The following is a 23,195-nucleotide window of genomic DNA, read 5'->3' on the forward strand; positions in this document are numbered from 1 at the left end:
AGTCATTGGGTCTGACCTGCGGGCTCACGGCAACTGAACGTGGGGCGGGCGGGGCTCGAACCCGCGACCAATGGATTATGAGTCCACGGCTCTAACCGACTGAGCTACCGCCCCATCCGGATGCGATGCATCGCGGCGAATCCGAATGCTACCGGCACATCCGACGCGGATCACAATCGGGCAGGCGGTGACGCGTTGCACTCTTTCGAGTCGAGTCTTCCAAGGTTGGTCGGCACAGGCGCGATGAGCCGATACCGTGGGAGTGCACACCCCACGGAACAGGATCACCACATGAAGCTTGCACTGACCGAATTCAAGAACTCGAAGGCCACGATCCGGATCATCATGTCCGACGGCGCGAAACTGAACGGCACCGTCACCGATTTCACCGAAGACACTCTCGTTCTCAATTCTCCGAATGGTGTCTACTACATCAACCCCAGCCACATCATCCGGCTGTTCGAGCCGTCGGATCGCGCAGCGAAGTAGGCGCACCGGTCAAACAGTTCGACGGTTCCACCGAAAGCCCGACGCAGACACTTGCGTCGGGCTTTGGTGTATCTGTCGCCAATATCTTCGCGTCGCGTTCACGGGTGCTGATGCCGCCTATCCTCTCCGACATGGCGAACGACAGCGGACCACCTGAACTCGTGTTGTTCGACTTGGGCGGTGTGCTGTGTCGATTCGAGCCTGACCGTCGCGCCGCAGAACTGGCTGCGGCCATCGGCGTCACGGAAGACGAGATTCATGCCCTCGTGTTCGCGTCCGGGTTCGACCAGGAATGCGATCTCGGCATTCACTCCGAAACCGCGATCCTGGAACGCTTTCGACGACTCGGGTTTCCTGGTGACCGCGACGAGCTACGCCGAGCCTGGGCCAAGGCCTTCATCCCGGACCGCGCGGTCATCGATCTCGCAATCGCGCTTCGAAGCGAGGGGGTCGTGGTCGCCACACTCTCCGACAACGGACCTGTTCTCTTGGCCGCCATCGAGAGTGTCGTAACTCCATCGGCAATCGACGAGCATGTTTTCTCCTGCATGCTCGGAGCTACCAAACCCGAACCTGCGGCCTTCCTGGCTGCGCTGGAGTTGCTCGATGCGCGTCCACAGCAGACCTTCTTCGTCGACGACAACCCGGTGAACGTCCTCAGCGCTCGACGGCTGGGAATTCGCGGCGAACAAGCAAACAAGGCGGCAGACGTCGAATCGGCACTTCGATCGGTGGGTCTGCTGCGAGCGCACTAGGTCAGATCAAAACAAGAAAGCCCCCCACCCGATTTCTCAGGTGAGGGGCTTTGCTGCTCCCCCGGCTGGACTCGAACCAGCAACCGTCCGATTAACAGTCGGAAGCTCTGCCAATTGAGCTACAGGGGATTGTCTTGCTCGCTTCGCCCGTTCCGGCGTTGCCTGAGAAACTGTAGCGAATCCTTCACCGAAGTACCAAATCGCCTGCCCAGCGAGTCATCAGGCAGGATGGAGTCAGGACGATCGGTGCTGGAGGGAAGCAGGAATGATGCGTTTGTTGATCGGTGTTGCAGCTGGGTACGTCCTGGGAACCAAAGCGGGCCGCGCACGATACGAGCAGATCAGCCGGGCCGCGAAGGCGGTGGCCACCAGTCCGGCCACCAAGAAGGTGTTGGACGCGTCACGGCAGAAGCTGGCCGACTCACTGAGTACTCAGCCCAAGCTCGAGCCGATGAAGCCGATCAACGAGGAGACTACGATTCTGGTCCCCCACGACCAGTTGAAGAAAAACCGCTAGGTCAGACGCTTTGGTCGCCGACAGCCTGCTCACGCAGCTGTCGGCGATACTGCTCCAGCGCCACGAGGTCGCCGAACAGTGAGTTGTACTCCTCGGGGGCTGCAGCAGGTGAAACGCGCTGAAGCTTGGATTTGAGGTCGGCAACCTGCTCGCCCACCCACGCTTCCTGCAGTCGTGCGAGCACTCCGTTGATGTAGCGCGGAACCGTGTCTTCGTCACACGGCATCGGTTCGACGGCCAGCTCAGATACAACCGAGGCCACCGTCATGTCTTCGACGCCCTTGGTGACGACTTCGATCCACTCGGCGCCGCCGAGTCCCTTGCTCGTTCCACCGGCGTCAGCCATTGCCTGTCTGATGACAACGTAGGCGGGGTGGGTGAACGTCTCGGGCGGCAACGAGTCGAAGACACTGCCGGCGATGCCAGGGTGCTGCAATGCGGCCTTGAGGACAGCTCGCTGCGTCGAGAGCGCGGGATCGTTGGGCCGGGGCCTGGAGATTCCGATCGGCAGCGCAAGCGCATCGGCAGCAGGTTGGTCGACAACCTGACGACGCTTGGGCGCCGGTGACGATCCGCGCGTCGACGCCCGTTTGCGAGCTTCGTCACGCACGCGTCGTCGAACCGACGGAAGATCGTCCCAACCGACCCATCCGCACAACAGATTCGCGTAGCTGTCGCGCAGAGTTGATTCCTTGATCTGCGCAACGACGGGCACGGTACGACGCAGTGCCTCGACACGACCTTCAGCGGTCTCCAGATCGTGTTCGGTGAGGATGGACTTCACCACGAACTCGAACATCGGAGTGCGCCGTGCCACGAGGTCGCGAACGGCGGCGTCACCAGACTTCAGTCGCAGATCGCACGGGTCCATTCCGTCGGGCGCGACGGCGACGAACGTCTGCCCGGCCATCTTTTGATCACCCTCGAACGCCTTCATCGCAGCGGCCTGCCCCGCGGCATCACCGTCGAAGGTGTAGATGATTTCACCGCGAAAGTAGCTGTCGTCCATCAGGAGTCGACGGAGCATCGCAAGGTGCTCCTCACCGAAGGCGGTCCCGCACGAAGCGACGGCGGTCTTGACGCCGGCCAAATGCATCGCCATGACGTCGGTGTAACCCTCGACGACTACCGCCTGGTGTCCCTTGGCGATGTCGCGCTTGGCGAGGTCCAAGCCGAACAGGACCTGAGACTTCTTGTAGAGAATCGTTTCCGGCGTGTTGACGTACTTACCCGGCATGGTGTCGTCGTCGAAGAGCTTGCGGGCACCGAAGCCGATGACGTCACCGGCGACGCTGCGGATCGGCCACAGAAGTCGGCGATGGAACCGGTCGATCGGACCTCGCCGGCCTTCTTTGGACAGCCCGGCTGCTTCTAGTTCTTTGAACTCGAAACCTTTGGACATCAAGTGTTTTGTGAGAGTGTCCCAACCTTCTGGCGCGTATCCACACCCGAACTGCAGGGCCGCTGCACCGTCGAAGTTTCTCTCGGTGAGGTAGTCGCGAGCCGCCTGGGCATCGGGTTCGCGCAGACGAGCGGCGTAGAACTCCTGAGCCGCCGCGTTTGCTGCGATCAAGCGTGCACGGGTGCCGCGATCGCGCTGAACGGACGGTCCGCCGCCCTCGTACGAAATCGTGTAGCTGAGTCGATCCGCCAACTGCTCGACGGCCTCTACGAAGCTGATGTGATCCATCTTCTGCAGGAACGAGTACACGTCACCACCCTCACCGCAGCCGAAGCAGTGGTAGAGGCCGTGGTTGGGTCGCACGTGGAACGACGGCGACTTCTCGTCGTGAAAGGGACACAGACCTTTGATCGAATCGCCACCGGCACGCTTGAGTGAAACGTATTCACCGACGATGTCCTCGATGCGAGTGCGTTCGCGAATGGCCGCGATGTCTCTGTCAGAAATTCGGCCCGCCACGTACATCAGTCTAGGCGGTCCCCCGGCACCTCCTGACAACGATATGTTGATGGCCGACTCTGCACCGCAGCGATGGGACCGACGATGACTGAAAACGCCTCGAGCGCGCACGAAGGGCGATCAGGAACCCGATTCGGCGTGTACGAGTTGCGTAGCCTCCTCGGCCGAGGCGGAATGGGTGAAGTGTACGAGGCGTACGACACCTCGAAGGATCGCCTGGTCGCACTCAAGTTGCTCCATCGAGAGCTTGCGGCCGACCCGTCATTCCAAGCTCGTTTCCGCCGAGAATCTCGCGCCACCGCCGCCCTGAACGAACCGCACGTGATCCCGGTGCATGACTGGGGCGAAATCGACGGAGTCCTCTTCATCGACATGCGTTTGGTCGAAGGCCACACATTGCGAGCCGAGTTGACCGAATTCGGCCGACTCACGCCTGTACGAGCCGTCGACATCGTCTCGCAAATCGCGTCGGCGTTGGACGCCGCCCATGCCCGCGGGCTCATCCATCGTGACGTCAAACCAGACAACATCATTCTCACGAACAACGGCTTCGCCTACCTCGTCGACTTCGGAATCGCATACTCACAGACGGACACGAAGATCACCACCGAGGGAAGCGCAGTCGGTTCGTATGCATACATGGCGCCGGAGCGGTTCGGAATCGAAACGCCGACGGCCGCAGCGGATGTCTATTCCCTGGCTTGTGTCCTCTACCAATCACTCACCGGAACAACACCTTTCAACACCACAAGCATCGAGCATCTGGTCAATTCGCACCTGAACGCTCCGCCGCCACGCCCCACACTGGCGGTTCCGTCGCTCCCGCAAGGCCTTGACGCCACCGTGGCTCGCGGCATGGCAAAGGATCCCGCACACCGCTATCCGACTACGGGAGCGCTCGCACTCCAAGCGCGGCAGGCCCTCTCGACGACCCACACCCCCGGTGCCGCCGGCGGATTGCAACCCACGATCGTCGGGCAGCCCACCTACACCACGGCGAATCCCGCTCACGGGAACTACACGCACATCGTGACAAAGACCAAGCGAAACCGAGCACCGATCGCGATCGGTGCGGCTGGAGTTGCACTCGTTCTGGCCGCAGGAGGCACGGCGGCCTGGGTGACGCTGGGGAATTCGGGCCCCGAATCACCAACCGCTGTAGCAGCTTCCACCGCCACGTCGGCACTGGCACCCATTCAGGATCCGGTCAGAACGCCGAAGCTCGAGCCGCTACCCACCGCCGGACAGCAGGCAACCACCACCACGCGGGCGCCGAACCCCGCCACGAAGAACGGCGATCTCGGGGTGAGCAAGCCGATCACCGTCCCCTCATGCAAAGGAACCGGAATCGTGGTGTTGGCCAATGCCACCGATCCGGCAACGTACGCCAGCGAGATCCAGAACTACCTCGACGCGTTCCCCGGCTCGAAATACCTACGCACAGACCAGTCCTGCCCGTCACTGCGTCAAGTCTCCGATTCGGGGACGGCGATCTACACGGTGTATCGCGAATCCGGGAACACCGAGTCGAAGATCTGCAAGGACGTTCGCGCAGCAGGTGGCGACGCTTACGGCAAGTGGCTCGATACCACTACCGACCCGTCGACGCGGATGACTTGCTGAGGGCGTAAGTGGCTCAGCCCCAGCTGGCCTGCGCGCCCAGGCTCGCTTTGTCCACCCGTTCGAGCCGACTCTCCGTGTACGACGCGATCTGATCCACCACCACCCGGACCCGAGCACCGTCGTCTGCGGCGCGTTCCCACGCGGGCAGCAGGATCGGATCGAGCCCGGCCGGCGCAGTTGCCAGCAGCCATTCCGCGACGCGATGAACACGATCACGCTGCCGATCCTGACGCGCTTTGTGTCCGGCGTCGGACATCACGTAGTACAGCGCCACGGTCTTGAGCAATGCCACCTCGGATGCGACGGCCTCGGGTATGTCGAGGTCGGCTTGATAGCGCGAGAGGGGTCGGTCACCGTGTGTCAGCCGGGTGCTGGCGATCGCCGCGGTGGCGAAGCGTCCCACCAATTCACTCGTCAGATTCTTCAACGCGACGGAACTTCCGAGTGTTCCGTCGAAACTTCCGACCCCGCGTACGACGGGGAGTTCGGACAGCCGTTGGGCGGCTTCGATCAGATCGTCGACTACCAATCCGCGAAACTCGGAGGCCCCCAGTTCTGCCAGTGCGCGCTGCTCGGACGGATCGGCAAGCGAGCGAAGGTCGATGCGGCCTGCGATCACCCCGTCCTCCACGTCGTGCACGGAATAGGCGATGTCATCGGCCCAGTCCATGACCTGAGCTTCCAGGCATTGCCGACGCTCGGGCGCTCCCTCGCGAACCCAGGCGAGCACCTCTGCGTCGTCGTCGTATGCCCCGAACTTCGCGCCGGGCTCAGGGCGGGTCCAGGGATACTTGATGGCTGCGTCGAGTGACGCCCTGGTGAGATTGAGGCCTGCGCTCAGACCGTCGGGGCGCAGGATCTTGGGTTCGAGGCTGGTCAAGATCCGCAGATTCTGCGCATTGCCCTCGAAACCTCCGCAGTCCTTGGCGACTTCGTCGAGGGCCTTCTCGCCGTTGTGACCGTACGGTGGGTGCCCGATGTCGTGCGCGAGACCGGCGAGGTCCACCAGGTCCGGATCGCAACCGAGTCCGTCGGCGATCCCTCGCCCGATCTGTGCGACCTCCATCGAGTGCGTCAACCGCGTGCGAGGTGTGTCACCGTCGCGCGGGCCGACAACCTGGGTCTTGTCGGCCAAGCGCCGCAAAGCCGCGGAGTGTTGGACACGCGCCCGATCTCGCGAGAAGTCCGAACGATGCTGCGCCGCTGCGATCTGCGAACCCGGCAACCCCGCTCGCTTCGGCGCCTCGACGACACGACGTTCGAGGTCGTGTTCGGAGTAGGTGCCGCCTCCGTAGGTGGTGTGAGCTGTCATGGTCTCTATTGCCCTGCCGTGTAGGGGAAGTCTGCCGAGAAGTGCGTGAGCTGATACCAGAGCAGCGCGCCGGTTTCGCGAGCGATTCCGTGCAACTGGGATTCGCGGGTGAAGACAGCCGGGCCCTGACGAGTAGGTGCGGTCCACGCCTGGAGTCCTGTGTCGCGGGCCATCGTCCGCGTTCGCAAGGAGTGCCACGGGTCACTGACCAGGACGGCGGAATTGATTCCCTGCGAAGACATCTCGGCACTGACTGCGTCGATGCTGAGCAGTGTGTCCGAACCGGTCTCCACCGCGGTGATCGCACTCGAAGGAATTCCGCGATCGGTCAGATACATCTTTCCCGACGCCGCTTCGGTGTACTCGTCGCCTTCTTGTTTACCGCCGACAGTGATGATCTGCGGAGCCACTCCGCGCTTGTACAGCTTGTACGCCTGCTCGAGTCGGGCCTCGAAGACGGACGACGGAGTGCCGGAATACTGAGCCGCGCCCAGAACGACTATCGCGTCGGCCGGCCGCGTGTCGTCGATGCGCGCCACCTGCCACACCCGGAACGCAGTACCCCCGACCAGAACCACGGCCATCAACACCGCACCGGCGATCAGACGGCGCGTCCAGCGAGCCAATCCTGCCCCGAAGCCGCCCGCCCGCGAGGGTGATGGGTCGTGGGGGCGGTTACCGAAAGCAGGTTTCACTCCCGCAATTCTGCCAGTTCGCAGCGATCACCTCCGATGCCGACGCGCCACAACGGATAGATTTGCGTCATGGCCCTCGCACCACACTTCGCGCAGTTGTCCTCGGTAGAGCAGAGTCGGACAACCACCCGACCCGTTCGGCGTCGGGGAAGCGCCGCCGCCGTCGCTGCGATTTTCGCTTTGCTGGCGCTCGTCTTCAGTCCTGCGCTCGCCTCGGCGGACGCCCCGATGGTGTTGCCGAATCACATCACCGACACCTCCGGGGTCCTCGATTCCGGGCAACGCAGCGATATACAAGCCGCGATCGATCAACTCGGCGAAGACCACCAGATCGATCTGTGGGTCGCGTTCGTCCCCGATTTCAACAACCTGGGTGGCCAGGCGTGGGCACAGCAGACAGCCACGAAGTCGACGCTGAGTACCAAGTCCGTCCTGCTTGCAGTTGCCACGGCGGAGCGTGCTTACTACCTCGATGTGCCCGCTGAGCTGAGCAACATCACGGATTCCGACATCGAATCGATCAATACCGACGCGGTGGAACCGGCTCTTGCCGAGGATGATTGGACCGGCGCGGCAATTGCCGCGGCCGGCGCACTCGGCGACGCGAACAACACGAGCGGCGGAATGGGAGTCGGAACACTCCTCATCGCGGGCGGCGCTGTGGTGGTCGGGACGGGCGGTGTGGTCCTGTACTCACGTAAGCGCAAGAACGACAAGAACCGTAAGCGCAAGAACGACAAGAACAAGGCAAGCGTCGAAGCCGCGAAGAACATCTCCCCCGACGACATCGCCAGCCTCAACGCACTCCCGCTGCCGACGCTCGACGAACGCGCGAAGGAGATCCTCGTCGAGACGGACAACGCGATCGCCGGCAGCCAGGAGGAGCTCGATCTGGCCCGCAGCGAGTTCGGAGATTCCGCCGTCGCACCCTTCTCGGCAGCATTCGACAAGGCCAAGGCCACCCTCGCCGAAGCCTTCGCGATCAGGCAGCGACTCGACGACGCCATCCCGGAAACTCCCGATCAACGCCGACAGATGCTGATCGACATCATTTCCTCGTGCGGTCGAGCCGACCAAGAACTCGAAGCTCGCGTCGAGGAGTTCGACGGGCTTCGCGACCTTCTCATCAACGCCCCCGCACGTCTCGATGCGTTGACGCAGAGTGTTGTTTCTCTCAGCGTGCGCTTGCCCGAATCCGAGGCGATTCTGACCAAATTGAAGGATCAATTCCCCGCGCCGACGCTGGCATCTGTCGTGAACAACGTCACGATGGCCAGTGAACGCCTGACGCTCGCCGAGAAGTCGATCGAGGAAGGCCGCGATGCCACCGCGCTGCCGGCCGGTAAGCAAGGCGCTGCCGTCACTGCGATTCGCACGGCCGAAGCCGCCCTCGATCAGGCACGCAAGCTACTCGACGGCGTCGATCACGCCGCCGACGACATCCGAAATGCCATCGCGACACTTCCGTCCGCGATGGACGACGTCCAACAGGGCATCACCGCTGCGGACGCTTACCTGGCGCAAGGCGGGCAGAAGTTGGCGGACGCGAAGGCCGCAGCCCAGGCAGCGTTGGCGAATGCTCAGACGTCGAAGGACAGCGATCCGCTGACAGCCTTCAACCAGATCGTCGCAGCCGACGCCCAACTCGACGCGCTTCTTGCCGACGCTCAGGAGCAGAAGCAGCAGCTCGAACGTGCACAGCAGCGCCTCGCCCAGGACATTCTGGCCGCACAGGCTCAGGTGACCGCTGCAGGCGACTTCCTCGGAACCAGGCGCGGCGCGATCGGGGCGGAGGCGCGCACTCGCTACGCCGAGGCTCAGCGGCACCTGCAGGCGGCCCAGCAATTGCAGGCCTCGGATCCGTCGAAGGCACTGCAACACGCCCAGGCCGCGACCACCTTGGCGACGCACTCACTTCGCGCCGCGCAGAACGACGTCAACACCTGGGAAGCAAACCAACGACCCCGCGGTGGCGGCGGCGATGCGACGGGAGCGATCCTCGGCGGCATCCTGATCAACAGCATTCTGCGAGGTGGCGGCGGGCCCCGCTCGTACGGCGGACCGAGCAGCAGCGGACGCTCCGGTCGCGGTGGCGGCGGCGGTGGTTTCGGCGGCGGGGGCGGCGGCCGAACCAGTCGAGGCGGCGGCGGCCGGTTCTGACGGATCCCGTCGAGGTAGTAAAATCCCTACTTTGTTCACGACCGCACTCGTCGTACGCTTCATCCGGCAAGTCGGGATCACAGATCATACGAAGGTGTTATGGAAAGCGTCGCCCCGCAGATAACCGTCGTTGTACCTACATACAACGAGCGTGAGAACCTGCCAAAGCTCGTCGATCGCCTCGCCGCGTTGAAGATCCCGAACCTGCACGTCCTCGTGGTGGATGACAACTCCCCCGACGGCACGGGTGAGGTTGCGGACAAGTTGGGTATCGACGGTCCCATCCCGGTCGGAGTGCTTCACCGCACGGTCAAGGACGGTCTCGGCCGTGCTTACGTCGCGGGCATGAGCCGGGCTCTGGCGGAGAACGCAGATATCGTCATTCAGATGGACGCAGATCTCTCGCACCCGTCCGAGGCGATCCCCGCCATGATCGAGATCCTCACCACTACCGATGCGGCAGTCGTTCTCGGCTCCCGCTATGTCGAAGGCGGCGCAGTCGCCGGCGACTGGCCGTGGCACCGCAAGGCTTTGTCCGCCTGGGCGAACTTCTACGTCAACGCCATTCTGCGACTGCACGTCAAGGATGCGACCGCCGGCTTCAAGGCGTGGCATGCAAAGACCTTGCGCGACATCGACGTCGAATCGGTGCAGAGCAACGGCTACGCGTTCCAGGTCGAGATGAACTACCGAGTTGTTCAGCGCGGCATGAAGATCGCCGAAACGCCCATCCGCTTCGAGGAGCGCACCGAAGGCGTCTCCAAGATGAGTCTCTCGGTTCAGTTGGAGTCTGCACTGGTGCCGTGGAAGCTCAAGTTCGGCAAGAAGTCCCTGTGACCTCGGCGGCCGATCGAAAGTAGTCGGCCGTCTGCGTGTCCGACGGGTAGAACGATTCGATCGCAATCTCTGCGAGCGTGACGTCGCGCGGCGTACCGAACACTGTGGTGGTGCTGAACATCGCCAGTTCGGTATCGCCGACGCGTAGACGCAACGGAACCAGCAGGGAATTCGCGCGGTCGTCGTGCCAGTCTCCGCCGCTGGGATAGGCGCGCAGCTCGTCGAGCAACGACGATAGCTGCGCATCCGCACTGACCTCCACTTCCCGAGCCAGCCTTGTGAGCAGGTGGGCCCGCCACTGCGCGAGGTTCACGATCCGCGGCGCCATGCCCTCGGGATGCAAGCTCAGACGCAATACGTTCACCGGTGGTTCCAGGAGGAAATCAGCGGCGCCCGCGGTCAAAATTCCCACGGCCTGGTTCCCGGCGACCATCTCCCACTGCTGATCGACCACCACGGCCGGATACGGGTCATGCGCGTCGATGATGCGATCGATGGCCTCACTGACCGCTGACATCGGCGCTTCTGCCAACGACTTCTGCGAGTACTCCGGCGCGTGGCCACTTGCCAGCAGAAGCGTGTTCTGTTGTCGTAGAGGAACATCCAGACATTCGGACAGGTGAAGAATCATGTCCCGGCTTGGCTTGGAGCGGCCGGTTTCGATGAAGCTCAGATGCCTGGTCGACACTCCTGCCGCGGCCGAGAGACCCAACTGAGTGAGCCTTCGCCGCTCCCGCCACCGCTTGAGTTCGGAGCCCACGTCCATCGTCTCGAAGGTCATTCTTTCAAGTTAGCGACCCGAGGTAGCCGAGGCCATGACCTCAGAGGTAATCGACCCGAAGCAGTTTCGGAGGAACAGTGGTCTCAGCCGGCGAGGCCGCCGGACATTCACCACCGGAAACTGATCAAGGGAGCGACCATGAGCGACTTAGACGCAATCGCCGACGCCTACATCGACATGTGGAACGAAACCGATACCACCGCCCGTAAAGCACGGGTCGAGCAATTGTTCGCACCCGGCGGTCGCTACACCGATCCGCTCGCGGACGTCACCGGACACGATCAGATCGACGCGATGATCGACGCTGTGCAGCAACAATTTCCGGGCATGCACTTCACCCTCGTCGGACCGGTGGACGCGCATCACCGACAGGCCCGATTCGGTTGGGCTCTCGGCCCGTCGGGGGCCGAGTCACTGATCGACGGATTCGACGTACTCGAACGCGACGACGACGGCCGGGTGACGCTTGTCCTCGGGTTTCTCGACAAGGTGCCTTCGGCCTGAATCGGGACTACCACCGACAGCGTTCGTCACGAAGGTTGTCGGTGGTTCGTGGCATCATCGGTGCCGATGAACGCCGACGGATTTACCTGGTCCACACCGATTCCCGAGTCCGAGGGTGCTGAGTACGACGCTCACACGCTGACCGTCAACGGCCTTCCCACCGTCTATCGAACCGCCAAGACGACGCCGACCAAGCTCGGTCAGTTCGTCACACTGTGGCGCCGTTCCGAGGCCGGGCCCATCCGCCCATTCGACACCAGCGACCGCGTGATGCTGTTCGTGGTGAAGGTATACGACGAAGAGCATTCGGGGCACTTCGTCTTTCCCGTCGAAACCCTCGTCGAACACGACATCGTCTCGACGAACTTCTCCGGCGGTAAGCGCGCTGTCCGGGTCTATGCGCCCTGGGTTACGCCGACCAGCGCGCAAGCAGTCAGAACTCAGCGCTGGCAGATTCGGCATTTCGGCGAGTTCCCTGATGTACTCAGCTCGACTGTGTTCAGCTCAACTGATACGTCGCGATGATGACGCCTGTTGTCGTAGGGACGCTGTCGGTGAGGGTGAACTGAGCGAGCGCAGCTCCGTCGGGGAACAATCTGCGCCCGGTTCCGAGAACCAGCGGATGTATCAGCAGAGTGTAGGTGTCGACGAGACGCCGATCAGCCAAGGACGTGATCAAGTCGCCACTGCCCAGAATCACCAGATCCGGGCCCTCACTTTCCTTGAGCGTGGCGACCGCGTCGGCGGCATCACCTTTCAACAAGGTCGAGTTCTTCCACGGCAGCGGTTCACCCAAAGTCCTTGAAACTACGTATTTCTGCGTGTTGTCGAGCACCTCGGTAAACGGATTGTCGGTCTGAAACGGCCAGTACGAGGCGAAGTTTTCGTAGGTTCTGCGTCCGAACAGCAACTCCGATTTCTTCGCCATCCCCTCCCCCATCTTCTGCGCCATGACGGAATCGTTGAAGGGTGCTGCCCACCCACCGTGCTCGAATCCGCCACGACGGTCCTCGTCCGGCCCACCAGGTGCCTGCATGACACCGTCGAGAGTCACGCTGTTGGTCACGCTGAGTTTTCTCATAACTTCGATCCTGCGCCTGAAGGACCATCGGGGAAAGAGAAAACGGGCGGTCCTTCTCGATTGAGAAGGACCGCCCGTCAGCTTAGAACGAGAATCAGGAGCCGATCAGCCGTGCGGCCAGGTAGCTTTCCACCTGATCGAGGGCGACGCGTTCCTGCGCCATGGAGTCACGCTCACGCACCGTCACAGCCTGGTCTTCGAGAGTGTCGAAGTCGACCGTGATGCAGAACGGTGTGCCGATCTCGTCCTGGCGACGGTAACGACGACCGATGGCGCCGGCGTCGTCGAACTCGACGTTCCAATTCTGACGCAGCTGCGCTGCAAGATCTTTGGCCTTCGGCGTCAGGTCCGCGTTACGCGAGAGCGGCAGAACGGCAGCCTTCACGGGAGCGAGTCGACGATCCAGGCGGAGCACTGTGCGCTTGTCGACGCCGCCCTTGGAGTTGGGCGCTTCGTCCTCGGTGTAGGCGTCGACCAGGAAGGCCATCAGCGAACGCGTGAGACCGGCCGCCGGCTCGATGACGTAGGGCGTGTACCGCTCGCCCGTCGTCTGGTCGTAGTAGTTCAGCTCGGTGCCCGAGTGCTTGGAGTGCGTCGAGAGATCGAAGTCGGTACGGTTCGCGATGCCCTCGAGCTCGCCCCATTCGCTGCCCTGGAAGTGGAAGCGGTACTCGATGTCGGTCGTGCCCTTCGAGTAGTGCGAAAGCTTTTCCGGCGCATGCTCGTACAGACGCAGGTTGTCCTTGTTGATACCGAGGCCGGTGTACCAGTCAAGGCGGTAGTCGATCCAGTACTGATGCCACTGCTCGTCCTCGCCCGGCTTGACGAAGAATTCCATCTCCATCTGCTCGAACTCGCGGGTGCGGAAGATGAAGTTGCCGGGGGTGATCTCGTTGCGGAAGCTCTTGCCGATCTGACCGATGCCGAACGGCGGCTTCTTACGCGAGGTGGTCAGCACGTTGGCGAAGTTCACGAAGATGCCCTGTGCGGTCTCGGGGCGCAGGTAGTGCATGCCCTCTTCGCTCTCGACAGGGCCGAGGTACGTCTTGAGCATCATGTTGAAGTCGCGCGGCTCGGTCCACTGGCCGACGGTGCCGCAGTCGGGGCAACCGATGACATCCATCGAGACGTCGTCCGGGTTGTCGAGCTTCTTCTTCTCCGCGTACGCCTCCTGCAGGTGATCCTGACGGTGACGCTTGTGACAGTTGAGGCACTCGACGAGCGGGTCGTTGAAGACACCGACGTGACCGGACGCGACCCACACCTCGCGGGGCAGGATCACCGACGAGTCGAGGCCGACGACGTCCTCGCGGCTGGTGACCATGTTGCGCCACCACTGGCGCTTGATGTTCTCCTTGAGCTCGACACCCAATGGGCCGTAGTCCCATGCGGACTTGGTACCGCCGTAGATCTCACCGCAGGGGTAGACCAGGCCTCGCCGCTTGGCGAGATTGACAACGGCTTCGATCTTGGACTTGGGTGCCACTCGATTGCTCTCCATCTGGGTAATAGATGCATGATTTTCGTGCGCTTTTCGCACCATCAGCCTATCTGGCGGCTGCCACGCACTTCCGTCCAAGGTTGACATGCATACTTGTGCATATCAAAATGAAAGTGATTTGCAATAATGTGGTGAGATGGCTATGCCCGGACATCATGATCTACCCCTCGAAGGAGCCTCGCTGTGAGCATTGCGGATACCGGCGATCTCCACAAAAGCCATGATCATTCCGACCTCGGACACACGCACGACCCGTTCGAAGCCGCACCGCCCGCGCCCGTGCCGCCCAAGGAAACCCTGGCGGCCGCCGGCGAAATTCTGCGGGCGCTCGCTGCACCCGTTCGGATCGCGATCGTGCTTCAGTTGCACGAGTCGGAGCGTTGCGTTCACGAACTCGTCGGAGCTCTCGGTGTCACTCAGCCACTCATCAGCCAGCATCTGCGCGTACTCAAAGCAGCGGGCGTCGTCCGCGGCGAGCGCAACGGACGAGAAGTTCTCTATCGACTCGTCGACGATCACCTCGCACACATCGTCGTCGACGCTGTCGCCCACGCCGAAGAAGGATGAGATTCCACCGCATGAACACCCCGGGCAGTACGACCTCGAAACGTGGACCGGCCACAGTCGGCGTTCGTTCCACGAAACAGCGCAGCGCCATCTCCGCCCTGCTCGACGACATCGACGAATTCAAGTCGGCACAGGAATTGCACGACGAACTGCGCAAGCGAGGTGAAGGCATCGGCCTGACCACCGTCTACCGCACGCTGCAGGCACTCTCCGACGCCGGAACCATCGACGTCCTACGCACCGACACAGGTGAGTCCGTCTACCGACGCTGCTCCTCCGGGCACCACCATCACCTGGTGTGCCGCAACTGCGGATTCACCGTCGAGGTCGAGGGCCCGACGGTCGAGCAGTGGTCACAGACCATCGCCGAGGACAACGGTTTCACCGAAGTGAGTCACACCATCGAGATCTTCGGCACCTGCCGCGACTGCGCCGCCGCCTGAGAGCGTCAGGGAATCAAACCCTGCCGGGCGGTATCGGCACCGGTGAGCGCCAGTAGCAACATCGTGGTCAGTGCCTCGTCGTCCAGTCCGGCGGCAGGGAACGTGTAACGCAGGATGACGTCCGCCAGACTGCCGTGGCCGAACACCGCGATGGAGCCGAATTGGATGGTGCGATTCCGCTCGGCCACCTTGCGATGCAGTGCCGCGCTCACCGGTCGGTCCCATGCGAGAACACACGTCATGGACAGCACGTCCAGACCCTCGGACAGATTCATCGCCTGGATGGAACACAGCGCGCCGGAGTACTGGAAACCCAGTGATCCGTCGGCAGCCACATCGACCGTCACGAAATGCGCCAGCGAGGCGGCCGCGCGTTCTTGTAGGCGGGCTGCTTCGTCGGTGGTGTCGGTCATGTTCTCCCCTGTCATTTGACGCCACCGAATCTACGGTCACGTGAGGCGTACTCGACGCAGGCGGCCCAAAGGTCGCGGCGGTCGAAATCGGGAAACAGCTTCTCCTGGTACACCATTTCGGCGTAGGCAGATTGCCAGATCAAGAAATTGGACGTCCGCTGTTCCCCCGACGGACGCAGGAAGAGATCGACGTCGGGCATTTCGGGTTCGTCGAGGTACTTGGCAACCGTCGCCTCGGTGATCTTGTCCGGATTGATCTCACCGGCCGCGACACGCTTCGCGATTTCCTTTACCGCATCGGCAATTTCGGCCCGGCCGCCGTAGTTCACACACATGGTCAAGTTCATGACGGTGTTGTTCTTGGTCAGTTCTTCGGCGATCTCGAGTTCCTTGATCACGCTGGCCCACAGGCGTGGCTTACGACCGGCCCAGCGAACACGCACACCCATTTCGTTCATCTCGTCGCGTCGACGGCGGATGACATCACGGTTGAAGCCCATCAGGAATCGAACCTCGTCGGGACTGCGCTTCCAGTTCTCGGTGGAGAAGGCGTAAGCGGAGAGCCACTCGACACCCATCTCGATGCACCCGCAGACGGTGTCCATCAGGACAGCTTCGCCGCGTTCGTGCCCGGCGGTTCGGGGCAGACCGCGCTCCTGCGCCCATCGTCCGTTGCCGTCCATCACCAAAGCGACGTGGCGCGGGATCAGTTCGGTCTGCAGGATCGGCGGGGTCGCCCCGGACGGATGTGGGTCCGGTGGTCGGATCACCCGGTCAGCAGCAGAATCAAGCGGAGTTCGCGGTTCGCGTCGTCGAATCACGTGTTCCATCCTGCCTCACGGGCAAGTCGACCTCGACGGCTGCATGCGGCCTCGAACGCTCGATCAGCGGCAACGTCCGCAATTGGCGCTCGAGATGCCACTGCAGGTGTGCCGCGACCAGTCCGCTGGCTTGCGTCCGCAGCGTCGCGGGCGCCGAATCGGTACCCTCCCACTCCCCTCGGAGCAGGGCTTCCATCAAGTCGAGCACTCCGGGCGACGGCGTCGCAGCACCCGCCGGGCGGCAATAGGTACACACGGCTCCGCCTGCGGCGACATGAAAGGCCCGGTGCGGTCCAGGAGCACTGCAGCGGGCGCACTCTTCGAGGGCAGGCGCCCAACCCGCATAGCCCATGGCTCTCAACAAGAACGCGTCGAGCACGAACTCGACCGGTCGTGCCTGCTCGGCGATCGCACGCAGTGCTCCCACCGTCAATCGCTGAAGCTGCGGGGCCGGCGCGCGTTCCTCGCCGGCCAACCGCTCGGCAGTTTCGAGTACGGCGCAGGCCGTGGTGTACCGGCTGTAGTCGTCGACGATGTCGGTGGCGAATGCGTCGACCGTCTGCACCTGAGTGATGATGTCGAGATTCTTGCCCGGAAGTAGTTGCACGTCGATGTGAGCAAACGGTTCGAGTCTGGCACCGAATTTGGAGGTGGTTCGGCGGACACCTTTGGCCACGGCACGTACCAACCCGAACTGACGGGTGAGCAACGTGACGATGTGGTCGGCTTCGCCCAGTTTGTGCAGGCGCAGCACCACCGCCGTGTCTCGATACAACCTCACTCGACCAGTGTCCCACGTTGTACCGACGACCGATCCCGATGCCGCGCCCGATGACAAGTCGGAAACACGGCAGGTCCGTCCGGATAGACTGGCGCGATGCCGAGCGACGCAATTGTGCAACCTGTCACTGCAGAGTTGACCGGTCGCGAAGCGCGGTGGGAGCGACACAACTCCGAGCGTCAGAAACGGATACTCACCTCGGCGGTCGAACTGATCGAAGAGCGTGCGGCAGGTGCCGAGGTGTCCGTCCAGCAGATCGCCGATCGTGCCGGCCTCGCCAAGTCGGTGGTGTACCGCCAATTCAGCGGCCGAGACGACCTCGATCGACGAGTGCGAGCGTTCGTGCTCGGCCAATTTGCGGCGGCCCTGGATGCTTCGATGAGCATTTCGGTAGGCACTCTCGACCAGATCCTGACCCGAACCATCAGCGCCGTCGCCGAGTGGATCACCGAGCATCCGCGGATTCACGAGTTCATGGGTACCGGCCCCACCGACTACGACGACGAGAGCATCGACGCGATCAGCAGTCTGAAGGCCACAATCGCCGACTCCGCCCTCACCACTATCACCGAAGTCGGTCGATCCGTGGGGATCGACTCCTCACCCTTCGATTCACTACCGTTCGCAGTGGTGACAATGGTCGAGGGCACGCTCACCCACTGGGTCCGAAGCACCGATCCGAAGCCGAGCCGCGAAGAGATCGTCGCCGACCTCGCGAAATACACCTGGTACATGTTCGACGGCGTTGCCCGCTCGAGCGGACTACAGATCGATCCCCATGTCGAATTGTCCACGCTCATAGCCGAGCTGGTGTCCTCCGACGGAGGAACTTCGCGGCCGGACTAGATCCGGGTCTTGTCGGAACGCTTCGGCTCGCCGCGGTAGCGGGCGTAGTCGCCGTCGATGCGCAGCTTTCGCCACGCACGCTTCGACACCGGATTCATCAATCCGAGTTCGTCTGCCAGGGCTCGCATTTCGCCGAAGTAGTTACCCAGGATGCGGCGTGAATGCGGGCTCCCCCAGAAGGCGCTCTTCATCACCTCGTCCGGGATTCCGAATTCTTCGGCGAATTCCTTTGGCGGTGACATGATTTCACCCGCAAGCCAACGCATCGCGCCGGGGAAGGCGACCGATGTGATGGCTCGACTCGTACGACTGAGTCTGGGGACGTGATTGCGCAGGAACTCGTGAGCAAACGAGATGTGTCTCGCTTCTTCGGCGATATGGATCTCCATGGTGCGGAGCATCGCCGGCGGCGTGTCCTTACCCTCACGGATGAGATCCTTCTGGAAGTGGTCGATCGGTTCTTCACCAGCCAGAATGCCGATGAAGAAGATGACCGGGAACTTTGCTCCCAGCACTCCGATGATCGGCGACAGTCGCCGGAACATCGGACGCATACCCGGCACGTCGATGTCCATGCGATTGACGAGTTCCTGGAACATCTGGATGTGATTGCACTCTTCGGTCATCTCGTGCAGGCAGTACCGGAACTCAGGCGACTGGTTGGGTAGCGCCATGATGTATTGCAGCATTCCCCGGATCAAGATGCTCTCGAAGGCCGAACCCACCTTGGTCACGTTCGCCTGACGCCACATTCCCATGGCGATTCGACGCTCCAACGACTGATCCTGGTACCACTGCGTCGCCCCGAGGGGGTCCGACACGGACGAGAGCACCCATCTCGGATCATGCGGATCGATCGCGAACTCTGGTGAATCCCAGTCGATGTCGAGATAGGGATCGAAACTGCGGGCAACTGAGCCCTCGGACAAAGTCTGCAGTACCTGGTGGTACGGCTTTTCCACTTCGATCGACGCTGACCGAGCCATCGGTGTCTCCTCACGGCCAGTCCGTCGATTGCAGTCGACGGACTTGAATGAGGTCAAACATAATGGGACACCGCGTCCCACGCAACCCCCTCGGGGGCCTATTTCATGCCCGACGCAGCGGGATGATCTCGCGAACCTTCACGTCCCGGAGATACAGTCCCGCCCACATGACGATTCCGGTGTAGACGGCAAACAGGGTCGTGCTCAGCAGAGGCTGTTCAGCTCGAAGGTTGGTCAACACCGCTCCCCCCAGGTAACCGGTGAGCAGAATCGCGCCGAGTATCGACGTTCGCGGAATCACGTACAGCGCAAGGCAGATCAGTTGCACCACCCCAGCCGTCAATGCCAGCGAGTCCGGCAACCCAAGTTCAGCCGACGCATCCTTGACTGTCTGAAGGTTGAGAATGTGGATGATGCCGTCGAAGAGCATGAAAACGACGAACAGCCCACTCAGGACGTGTCCGAGCTTGCGAGCCGTGGCCGAAGGTGTCGTCGTCGTGGCGTTACCGGAAACAGTTTCGTTGTGGACGGGCTGGGTGGTCATCGGAATCTCCTGGGGCGAAGGCGAGCGGCCGGTTGCCACTTCGCTTGCAATTACGACTCCCGAGCGATCGAAAACTCATCGCGCCGGCCGTTACAACGCACCCGGCGTTCAGGACGATTCACCTCACGTGGTCTGATGGACGGTGACACGGGGTGCCGAAAAAGTCGGCTGAGATCAGACCCGATGAACCTGACCAGTTAGCACTGGCGGAGGGATGTCGACGTGACCGAACAGCAATTTCAGCGCGCATTGAACCTCGACGAGCAGATCGTTCTGATCACCGGTGGCGCCCGCGGGCTCGGCGCCGCACTGAGCCGAGCATTCTCCCGCTCGGGCGCCCGCGTAATCGTGAACTACAACAAGAGCCACGATGCCGCCGAGGCCCTGGTCGCCGAACTGGGTGAGGATCGCACCTTCGCAGTCCAGGCGGACGTGACGGACCGCAGTTCCGTCGACCAGTTGTTCTCCGCTGCACGCGAGAGATTCGACGCACCGATCTCGACCGTGGTCGACAATGCACTGGTCGACTTCTCGTTCAACGGCGATGCACGGCCGAACGCGGACACGATCACCTGGGCCGACTTCGACTCTCAACTACGCGGAGCTGTTGCCGGAACACTCAATACCACCCAGGCAGCGCTACCAGGCATGCGCGAACTCGGCTTCGGCCGAATCATCACTGTCGGAACCAATCTGGTCCAGAATCCGGTAGTTCCGTACCACGACTACACCGCTGCCAAGGCCGCACTGTTGGCACTGACACGGACGCTGTCCGCCGACCTCGGTCCGGACGGGATCACAGTCAACATGGTCTCGGGCGGCTTGCTCCGCACCACCGATGCGAGCGCCGCAACACCCGAAGCCGTCTTCGACATGATCGCTGCAAGCACTCCCCTGCGCCGAGTCACCACGCCGGACGAATTTGCCGACGCTGCACTCTTTTTCGCCTCACCATGGTCACGGGCCGTGACCGGTCAGAACCTGGTTGTCGACGGCGGACTCGTCAAGAACTGATGGGCGCGCAATTACGGATAGGTGCGTTCCTGCTCGGGTGCGGACATCACAGTGCGGCATGGCGTCATCGCGACTCACCGGTCGAAAGTCTCGGCGACATCACGTATTACGAGTCGCTCGCCCAGATCGCCGAACGCGGAAAGCTGGACGCCGTCTTCTTCGCTGACGGTCACAGTGTTCGCGAACCGGAGTCGGGTGCGTCGTGGTTTCTCGAGCCGATCACCGCATTGACTGCCATGGCACGAGCGACAGCGGACATCGGCCTGGTGACCACCATTTCCACCACTTTCTACACGCCGTTTCACGCGGCGCGACTGTTGGCCTCGCTCGATCACATCAGCGGCGGACGGGCCGGCTGGAACGTCGTGACCTCGATGTTCGACCAGGAGGCGCGCAACCACGGACTCGAGGCGATGCCCGATCATGCATCCCGATACGAACGAGCCGACGAATTTGTCGAAGTGGCCCTCGCATTGTGGGATTCATGGTCGGAAGACGCGCTGATTCTCGACCGGTCGGGGCGTTTTGCCGACGCAAACAGGATTTCTCGAATCAATCACGACGGCAAACATTTTCGGGTGGACGGGCCGTTGACGGTTCCGCACTCCCCGCAAGGCCGGCCGGTCTTGTTCCAAGCCGGGGCGTCCGAGCAGGGCCGCGATCTGGCGGCGCGTCGCGCCGAGGCAATCTATTCGGTTGCCTACGACTTACCCAGCGCACAGACCTACTACGCGGACGTGAAATCGAGAATCGAGCGAGCCGGCCGGGATTCGAACTCTGTCGCCGTGATGCCGGGACTGGTCACCTACGTCGGCAGCACCGTCGCCGAGGCCAGGGCGAAGAAGGCCGAACTCGATCTCCTGCTGCCCACCGAACAGTCGATACGCCAACTCTCGTTGTTCACCGGACAGGATTGCGAGAACTGGGATCTCGACGGGCCCGTGCCCCCGTTGCCTCCACTCGAAGCGTTCACAGGGCCGCAGGGACGCTACGCCACTATTTTGCGGATCGTCGAGAAGGACGCACCGACTGTGCGGGAACTCCTCGGGACGCTGGCTGCGGGTGGTGGTCACGCAACGATGATCGGAACACCGGAGTCGATTGCCGACGAGATGGGATCCTGGTTGAACGGCCGCGGTGCCGACGGTTTCAATCTGATGCCGCCGACCTATCCGCAGGGTCTGGAAGATTTTGTCGATCACGTGATTCCGGTGCTGCAGGCGCGTGGGTTGTTCCGTCGCGAATACGAGGGAGCGACTCTGCGAGAAAACCTCACCTAGTCCGGCAGTAGCGGCACCGACAGGTCCGGATCGCGTCCCAGGAGCACTCCCCTCGTGAGGGCCGCGGAGCCGAACTTCTTCCGGACACTGTCCATTGCCGAGTCGAGGGCGGCAGTGTCCGGACCCGCGAATCCTGGACCGTCGAAGGGCAATTCGAGTTGTTCGGCGCCGTCCCGATCCAGGTTGGAGACAGCGACACCGATCAACGTGATGCCCTTGTCCGCGATCATCGGTATCGCTTCGTCCAGCAGCACCATCGAGGCGCTCAGCAATTCCGCTGTGTCGGCGGTGGACCGGCGCAGCGTGTGAGATCGAGTTGCCCGCGTGAAATCCGCGAAGCGGAGCCGGAGCGTGACCGTGCGCCCCGTCCGCTGCGCCGAACGCATGCGTCGACTGACACGGTCGACAAGGGACATCAACGACGCATCGAGTTCTGCGCGGGGATGGGATCCGCGACCCAGCGCATTCTGAGCACCCATCGAACTGCGGCCACGATAGGCGCGGACGGGGCGCGGATCTCGATTGTGTGAGAGTGCGTAGAGATGGCGACCGGCGCCGCCCCCGAGAATCGAGACGATCGAGGATTCGTCGTGCCGAGCGATGTCACCCACCGTCACGATGTCGAAGTTTCGCAGCTTCTGGGCCGTGATCTTGCCGACGCCCCACAGCTTCTCGACCGGCAAGGGATGCAGGAACTCGGTCTCGCCCTCCGGCGGCACTCGCAGCAATCCGTCGGGTTTCGCGAATGCACTGGCGACCTTGGCCAGGAACTTGGTGCGTGCGATTCCGACCGTGATCGGTAGTCCGACCTGCTCGGCCACATCGCGTCTGAGGTTGGCTCCGATCTGCAGCGGGTTTCCCACGATCTTGGCGAGCCCGCCGACCTCGAGAAAGGCCTCGTCTATGGAGATTCCTTCGACCAGCGGCGACGTGTCGTGAAAGACGTCGAACACGTCTTTGCTCGCCTGCGAGTACGCCGACATTCGCGGAGGGACGACTATCGCCTGAGGACACAGTGATCGGGCCTGACCACCGCTCATGGCTGTGCGAACCCCGAACGCCTTGGCCTCGTAGCTTGCCGCCAAGACCACCCCACCACCGACGATGACCGGCCTGCCGGCCAGAGTCGGGTCGTCGCGTTGCTCGACTGATGCGTAGAACGAATCGAGGTCCGCATGCAGGATTGTTGCGTCACCTGTGGACCGACTACCGCCAGAATGATTACCGCCGGAACGAGCACCGCCAGGGTGATTACCTGGCGTTTCTTGATCCAGCGGTTCATGCGACACGAACATATGTTCCCATGCGCCACCGACACAATGAA

The 23,195-nt window shown here is 62.4% G+C and carries 25 protein-coding genes, 2 tRNA genes and 1 riboswitch; of the genes, 13 read left to right on the top strand and 14 right to left on the bottom strand.

Going from position 1 to position 23,195, the window contains the following annotated elements:
- Positions 1 to 40: 40 nt before the first annotated feature.
- A tRNA-Ile gene (locus AC1Q61_RS07935) sits at positions 41 to 114 on the bottom strand.
- 177 nt (positions 115 to 291) lie between these two features.
- Between AC1Q61_RS07935 and AC1Q61_RS07940 the strand changes: the two genes are divergently transcribed.
- On the top strand, positions 292 to 489 hold the full coding sequence (locus AC1Q61_RS07940; RefSeq protein WP_003941659.1) for a hypothetical protein: 198 nt from the start codon (positions 292 to 294) through the stop codon (positions 487 to 489).
- A 131-nt stretch (positions 490 to 620) separates the two neighbouring features.
- A complete protein-coding gene (locus tag AC1Q61_RS07945) occupies positions 621 to 1,244 on the top strand; it encodes an HAD-IA family hydrolase (protein ID WP_223304513.1) in 624 nt (207 codons plus the stop codon).
- 56 nt (positions 1,245 to 1,300) lie between these two features.
- Here the strand turns inward: AC1Q61_RS07945 and AC1Q61_RS07950 are convergent.
- Positions 1,301 to 1,373: transfer RNA gene (locus AC1Q61_RS07950), tRNA-Asn, on the bottom strand.
- A 136-nt stretch (positions 1,374 to 1,509) separates the two neighbouring features.
- Here AC1Q61_RS07950 and AC1Q61_RS07955 point away from each other — a divergent pair.
- Complete coding sequence (locus AC1Q61_RS07955; RefSeq protein WP_003941570.1) at positions 1,510 to 1,761, top strand: hypothetical protein; 252 nt, start codon at positions 1,510 to 1,512, stop codon at positions 1,759 to 1,761.
- A gap of 1 nt (position 1,762) precedes the next feature.
- Here the strand turns inward: AC1Q61_RS07955 and dnaG are convergent, their stop codons facing one another.
- Complete coding sequence (gene dnaG, locus AC1Q61_RS07960; protein WP_030536590.1) at positions 1,763 to 3,682, bottom strand: DNA primase; 1,920 nt, start codon at positions 3,680 to 3,682, stop codon at positions 1,763 to 1,765.
- A gap of 72 nt (positions 3,683 to 3,754) precedes the next feature.
- Here dnaG and AC1Q61_RS07965 point away from each other — a divergent pair, with 72 nt between their 5' ends.
- Complete coding sequence (locus AC1Q61_RS07965; RefSeq protein WP_064113213.1) at positions 3,755 to 5,305, top strand: serine/threonine-protein kinase; 1,551 nt, start codon at positions 3,755 to 3,757, stop codon at positions 5,303 to 5,305.
- A 13-nt stretch (positions 5,306 to 5,318) separates the two neighbouring features.
- Here AC1Q61_RS07965 and AC1Q61_RS07970 read toward each other — a convergent pair whose 3' ends face one another.
- Complete coding sequence (locus tag AC1Q61_RS07970; protein ID WP_003941643.1) at positions 5,319 to 6,617, bottom strand: deoxyguanosinetriphosphate triphosphohydrolase; 1,299 nt, start codon at positions 6,615 to 6,617, stop codon at positions 5,319 to 5,321.
- A 5-nt stretch (positions 6,618 to 6,622) separates the two neighbouring features.
- Entirely contained in the window at positions 6,623 to 7,312 is a 690-nt protein-coding gene (locus tag AC1Q61_RS07975; RefSeq protein WP_007731109.1) for a YdcF family protein, read from the bottom strand.
- 69 nt (positions 7,313 to 7,381) lie between these two features.
- Between AC1Q61_RS07975 and AC1Q61_RS07980 the strand changes: the two genes are divergently transcribed.
- Complete coding sequence (locus AC1Q61_RS07980; protein WP_042924111.1) at positions 7,382 to 9,472, top strand: TPM domain-containing protein; 2,091 nt, start codon at positions 7,382 to 7,384, stop codon at positions 9,470 to 9,472.
- Positions 9,473 to 9,571: 99 nt separating this feature from the next.
- Positions 9,572 to 10,309 carry a polyprenol monophosphomannose synthase gene (locus AC1Q61_RS07985; protein WP_003944487.1) on the top strand — a complete coding sequence of 246 codons (738 nt, stop codon included), beginning with the start codon at positions 9,572 to 9,574 and terminating at the stop codon, positions 10,307 to 10,309.
- Here AC1Q61_RS07985 and AC1Q61_RS07990 read toward each other — a convergent pair.
- Positions 10,284 to 11,090, bottom strand: a complete 807-nt coding sequence (locus AC1Q61_RS07990; protein WP_042924110.1) for a helix-turn-helix domain-containing protein — start codon at positions 11,088 to 11,090, stop codon at positions 10,284 to 10,286. The two genes, AC1Q61_RS07985 and AC1Q61_RS07990, sit on opposite strands and share 26 nt — an antisense overlap.
- A 138-nt stretch (positions 11,091 to 11,228) precedes the next feature.
- Between AC1Q61_RS07990 and AC1Q61_RS07995 the strand changes: the two genes are divergently transcribed.
- Both AC1Q61_RS07995 and AC1Q61_RS08000 read left to right on the top strand, forming a co-directional pair.
- A complete protein-coding gene (locus AC1Q61_RS07995; RefSeq protein WP_042924108.1) occupies positions 11,229 to 11,594 on the top strand; it encodes a nuclear transport factor 2 family protein in 366 nt (121 codons plus the stop codon).
- A gap of 48 nt (positions 11,595 to 11,642) precedes the next feature.
- A complete protein-coding gene (locus AC1Q61_RS08000; RefSeq protein WP_042924106.1) occupies positions 11,643 to 12,119 on the top strand; it encodes a MepB family protein in 477 nt (158 codons plus the stop codon).
- Here the strand turns inward: AC1Q61_RS08000 and AC1Q61_RS08005 are convergent.
- Positions 12,094 to 12,675 carry a dihydrofolate reductase family protein gene (locus tag AC1Q61_RS08005; RefSeq protein WP_042924103.1) on the bottom strand — a complete coding sequence of 194 codons (582 nt, stop codon included), beginning with the start codon at positions 12,673 to 12,675 and terminating at the stop codon, positions 12,094 to 12,096. The two genes, AC1Q61_RS08000 and AC1Q61_RS08005, sit on opposite strands and share 26 nt — an antisense overlap.
- Positions 12,676 to 12,769: 94 nt before the next feature.
- Complete coding sequence (locus AC1Q61_RS08010; RefSeq protein WP_003944491.1) at positions 12,770 to 14,161, bottom strand: glycine--tRNA ligase; 1,392 nt, start codon at positions 14,159 to 14,161, stop codon at positions 12,770 to 12,772.
- A 198-nt stretch (positions 14,162 to 14,359) separates the two neighbouring features.
- Between AC1Q61_RS08010 and AC1Q61_RS08015 the strand changes: the two genes are divergently transcribed.
- Positions 14,360 to 14,743, top strand: coding sequence for an ArsR/SmtB family transcription factor (locus AC1Q61_RS08015; protein ID WP_003944457.1), 384 nt, complete (start codon positions 14,360 to 14,362; stop codon positions 14,741 to 14,743).
- A gap of 11 nt (positions 14,744 to 14,754) precedes the next feature.
- On the top strand, positions 14,755 to 15,186 hold the full coding sequence (locus AC1Q61_RS08020; protein ID WP_042924128.1) for a Fur family transcriptional regulator: 432 nt from the start codon (positions 14,755 to 14,757) through the stop codon (positions 15,184 to 15,186).
- A 5-nt stretch (positions 15,187 to 15,191) separates the two neighbouring features.
- On the opposite strand, the gene AC1Q61_RS08025 is transcribed toward AC1Q61_RS08020, so the two are convergent.
- The 3 genes from AC1Q61_RS08025 to recO are packed head-to-tail and all read right to left on the bottom strand — an operon-like array spanning position 15,192 to position 17,201.
- Entirely contained in the window at positions 15,192 to 15,614 is a 423-nt protein-coding gene (locus AC1Q61_RS08025) for a YbjN domain-containing protein (RefSeq protein WP_019749000.1), read from the bottom strand.
- Positions 15,611 to 16,429, bottom strand: a complete 819-nt coding sequence (locus AC1Q61_RS08030; RefSeq protein ID WP_030536597.1) for an isoprenyl transferase — start codon at positions 16,427 to 16,429, stop codon at positions 15,611 to 15,613. Before AC1Q61_RS08030 ends, AC1Q61_RS08025 begins: the two co-directional genes overlap by 4 nt.
- On the bottom strand, positions 16,386 to 17,201 hold the full coding sequence (recO, locus tag AC1Q61_RS08035) for a DNA repair protein RecO (RefSeq protein WP_029255636.1): 816 nt from the start codon (positions 17,199 to 17,201) through the stop codon (positions 16,386 to 16,388). Before recO ends, AC1Q61_RS08030 begins: the two co-directional genes overlap by 44 nt.
- A gap of 96 nt (positions 17,202 to 17,297) precedes the next feature.
- On the opposite strand from recO, the gene AC1Q61_RS08040 reads away from it, so the two are divergent.
- Positions 17,298 to 18,047, top strand: coding sequence for a TetR/AcrR family transcriptional regulator (locus AC1Q61_RS08040; protein WP_042924100.1), 750 nt, complete (start codon positions 17,298 to 17,300; stop codon positions 18,045 to 18,047).
- On the opposite strand, the gene AC1Q61_RS08045 is transcribed toward AC1Q61_RS08040, so the two are convergent.
- Both AC1Q61_RS08045 and AC1Q61_RS08050 read right to left on the bottom strand, forming a co-directional pair.
- A complete protein-coding gene (locus AC1Q61_RS08045; RefSeq protein ID WP_003944493.1) occupies positions 18,044 to 19,033 on the bottom strand; it encodes an AurF N-oxygenase family protein in 990 nt (329 codons plus the stop codon). The genes AC1Q61_RS08040 and AC1Q61_RS08045 overlap by 4 nt on opposite strands.
- Before the next feature lie 103 nt (positions 19,034 to 19,136).
- Positions 19,137 to 19,577 (bottom strand): DoxX family protein, encoded by a 441-nt coding sequence (locus AC1Q61_RS08050; protein WP_042924126.1) that lies wholly within the window; start codon positions 19,575 to 19,577, stop codon positions 19,137 to 19,139.
- Positions 19,578 to 19,715: 138 nt separating this feature from the next.
- A riboswitch (TPP riboswitch) is annotated at positions 19,716 to 19,809 on the top strand.
- Positions 19,810 to 19,826: 17 nt separating this feature from the next.
- On the opposite strand from AC1Q61_RS08050, the gene AC1Q61_RS08055 reads away from it, so the two are divergent.
- Both AC1Q61_RS08055 and AC1Q61_RS08060 read left to right on the top strand, forming a co-directional pair.
- Complete coding sequence (locus tag AC1Q61_RS08055; RefSeq protein WP_042924124.1) at positions 19,827 to 20,591, top strand: 3-oxoacyl-ACP reductase; 765 nt, start codon at positions 19,827 to 19,829, stop codon at positions 20,589 to 20,591.
- The gene (locus AC1Q61_RS08060; protein ID WP_054187674.1) at positions 20,591 to 21,871 is read left to right on the top strand and encodes an LLM class flavin-dependent oxidoreductase; all 1,281 of its coding nucleotides are present in this window, start codon (positions 20,591 to 20,593) and stop codon (positions 21,869 to 21,871) included. The genes AC1Q61_RS08055 and AC1Q61_RS08060 overlap by 1 nt, the downstream gene beginning before the upstream one ends.
- Here AC1Q61_RS08060 and dinB read toward each other — a convergent pair.
- On the bottom strand, positions 21,868 to 23,166 hold the full coding sequence (gene dinB / locus AC1Q61_RS08065; protein WP_492650868.1) for a DNA polymerase IV: 1,299 nt from the start codon (positions 23,164 to 23,166) through the stop codon (positions 21,868 to 21,870). The two genes, AC1Q61_RS08060 and dinB, sit on opposite strands and share 4 nt — an antisense overlap.
- Positions 23,167 to 23,195 lie beyond the last annotated feature (29 nt).

It is taken from the genome of Rhodococcus sp. MPR-R1B (genome assembly GCF_058793255.1).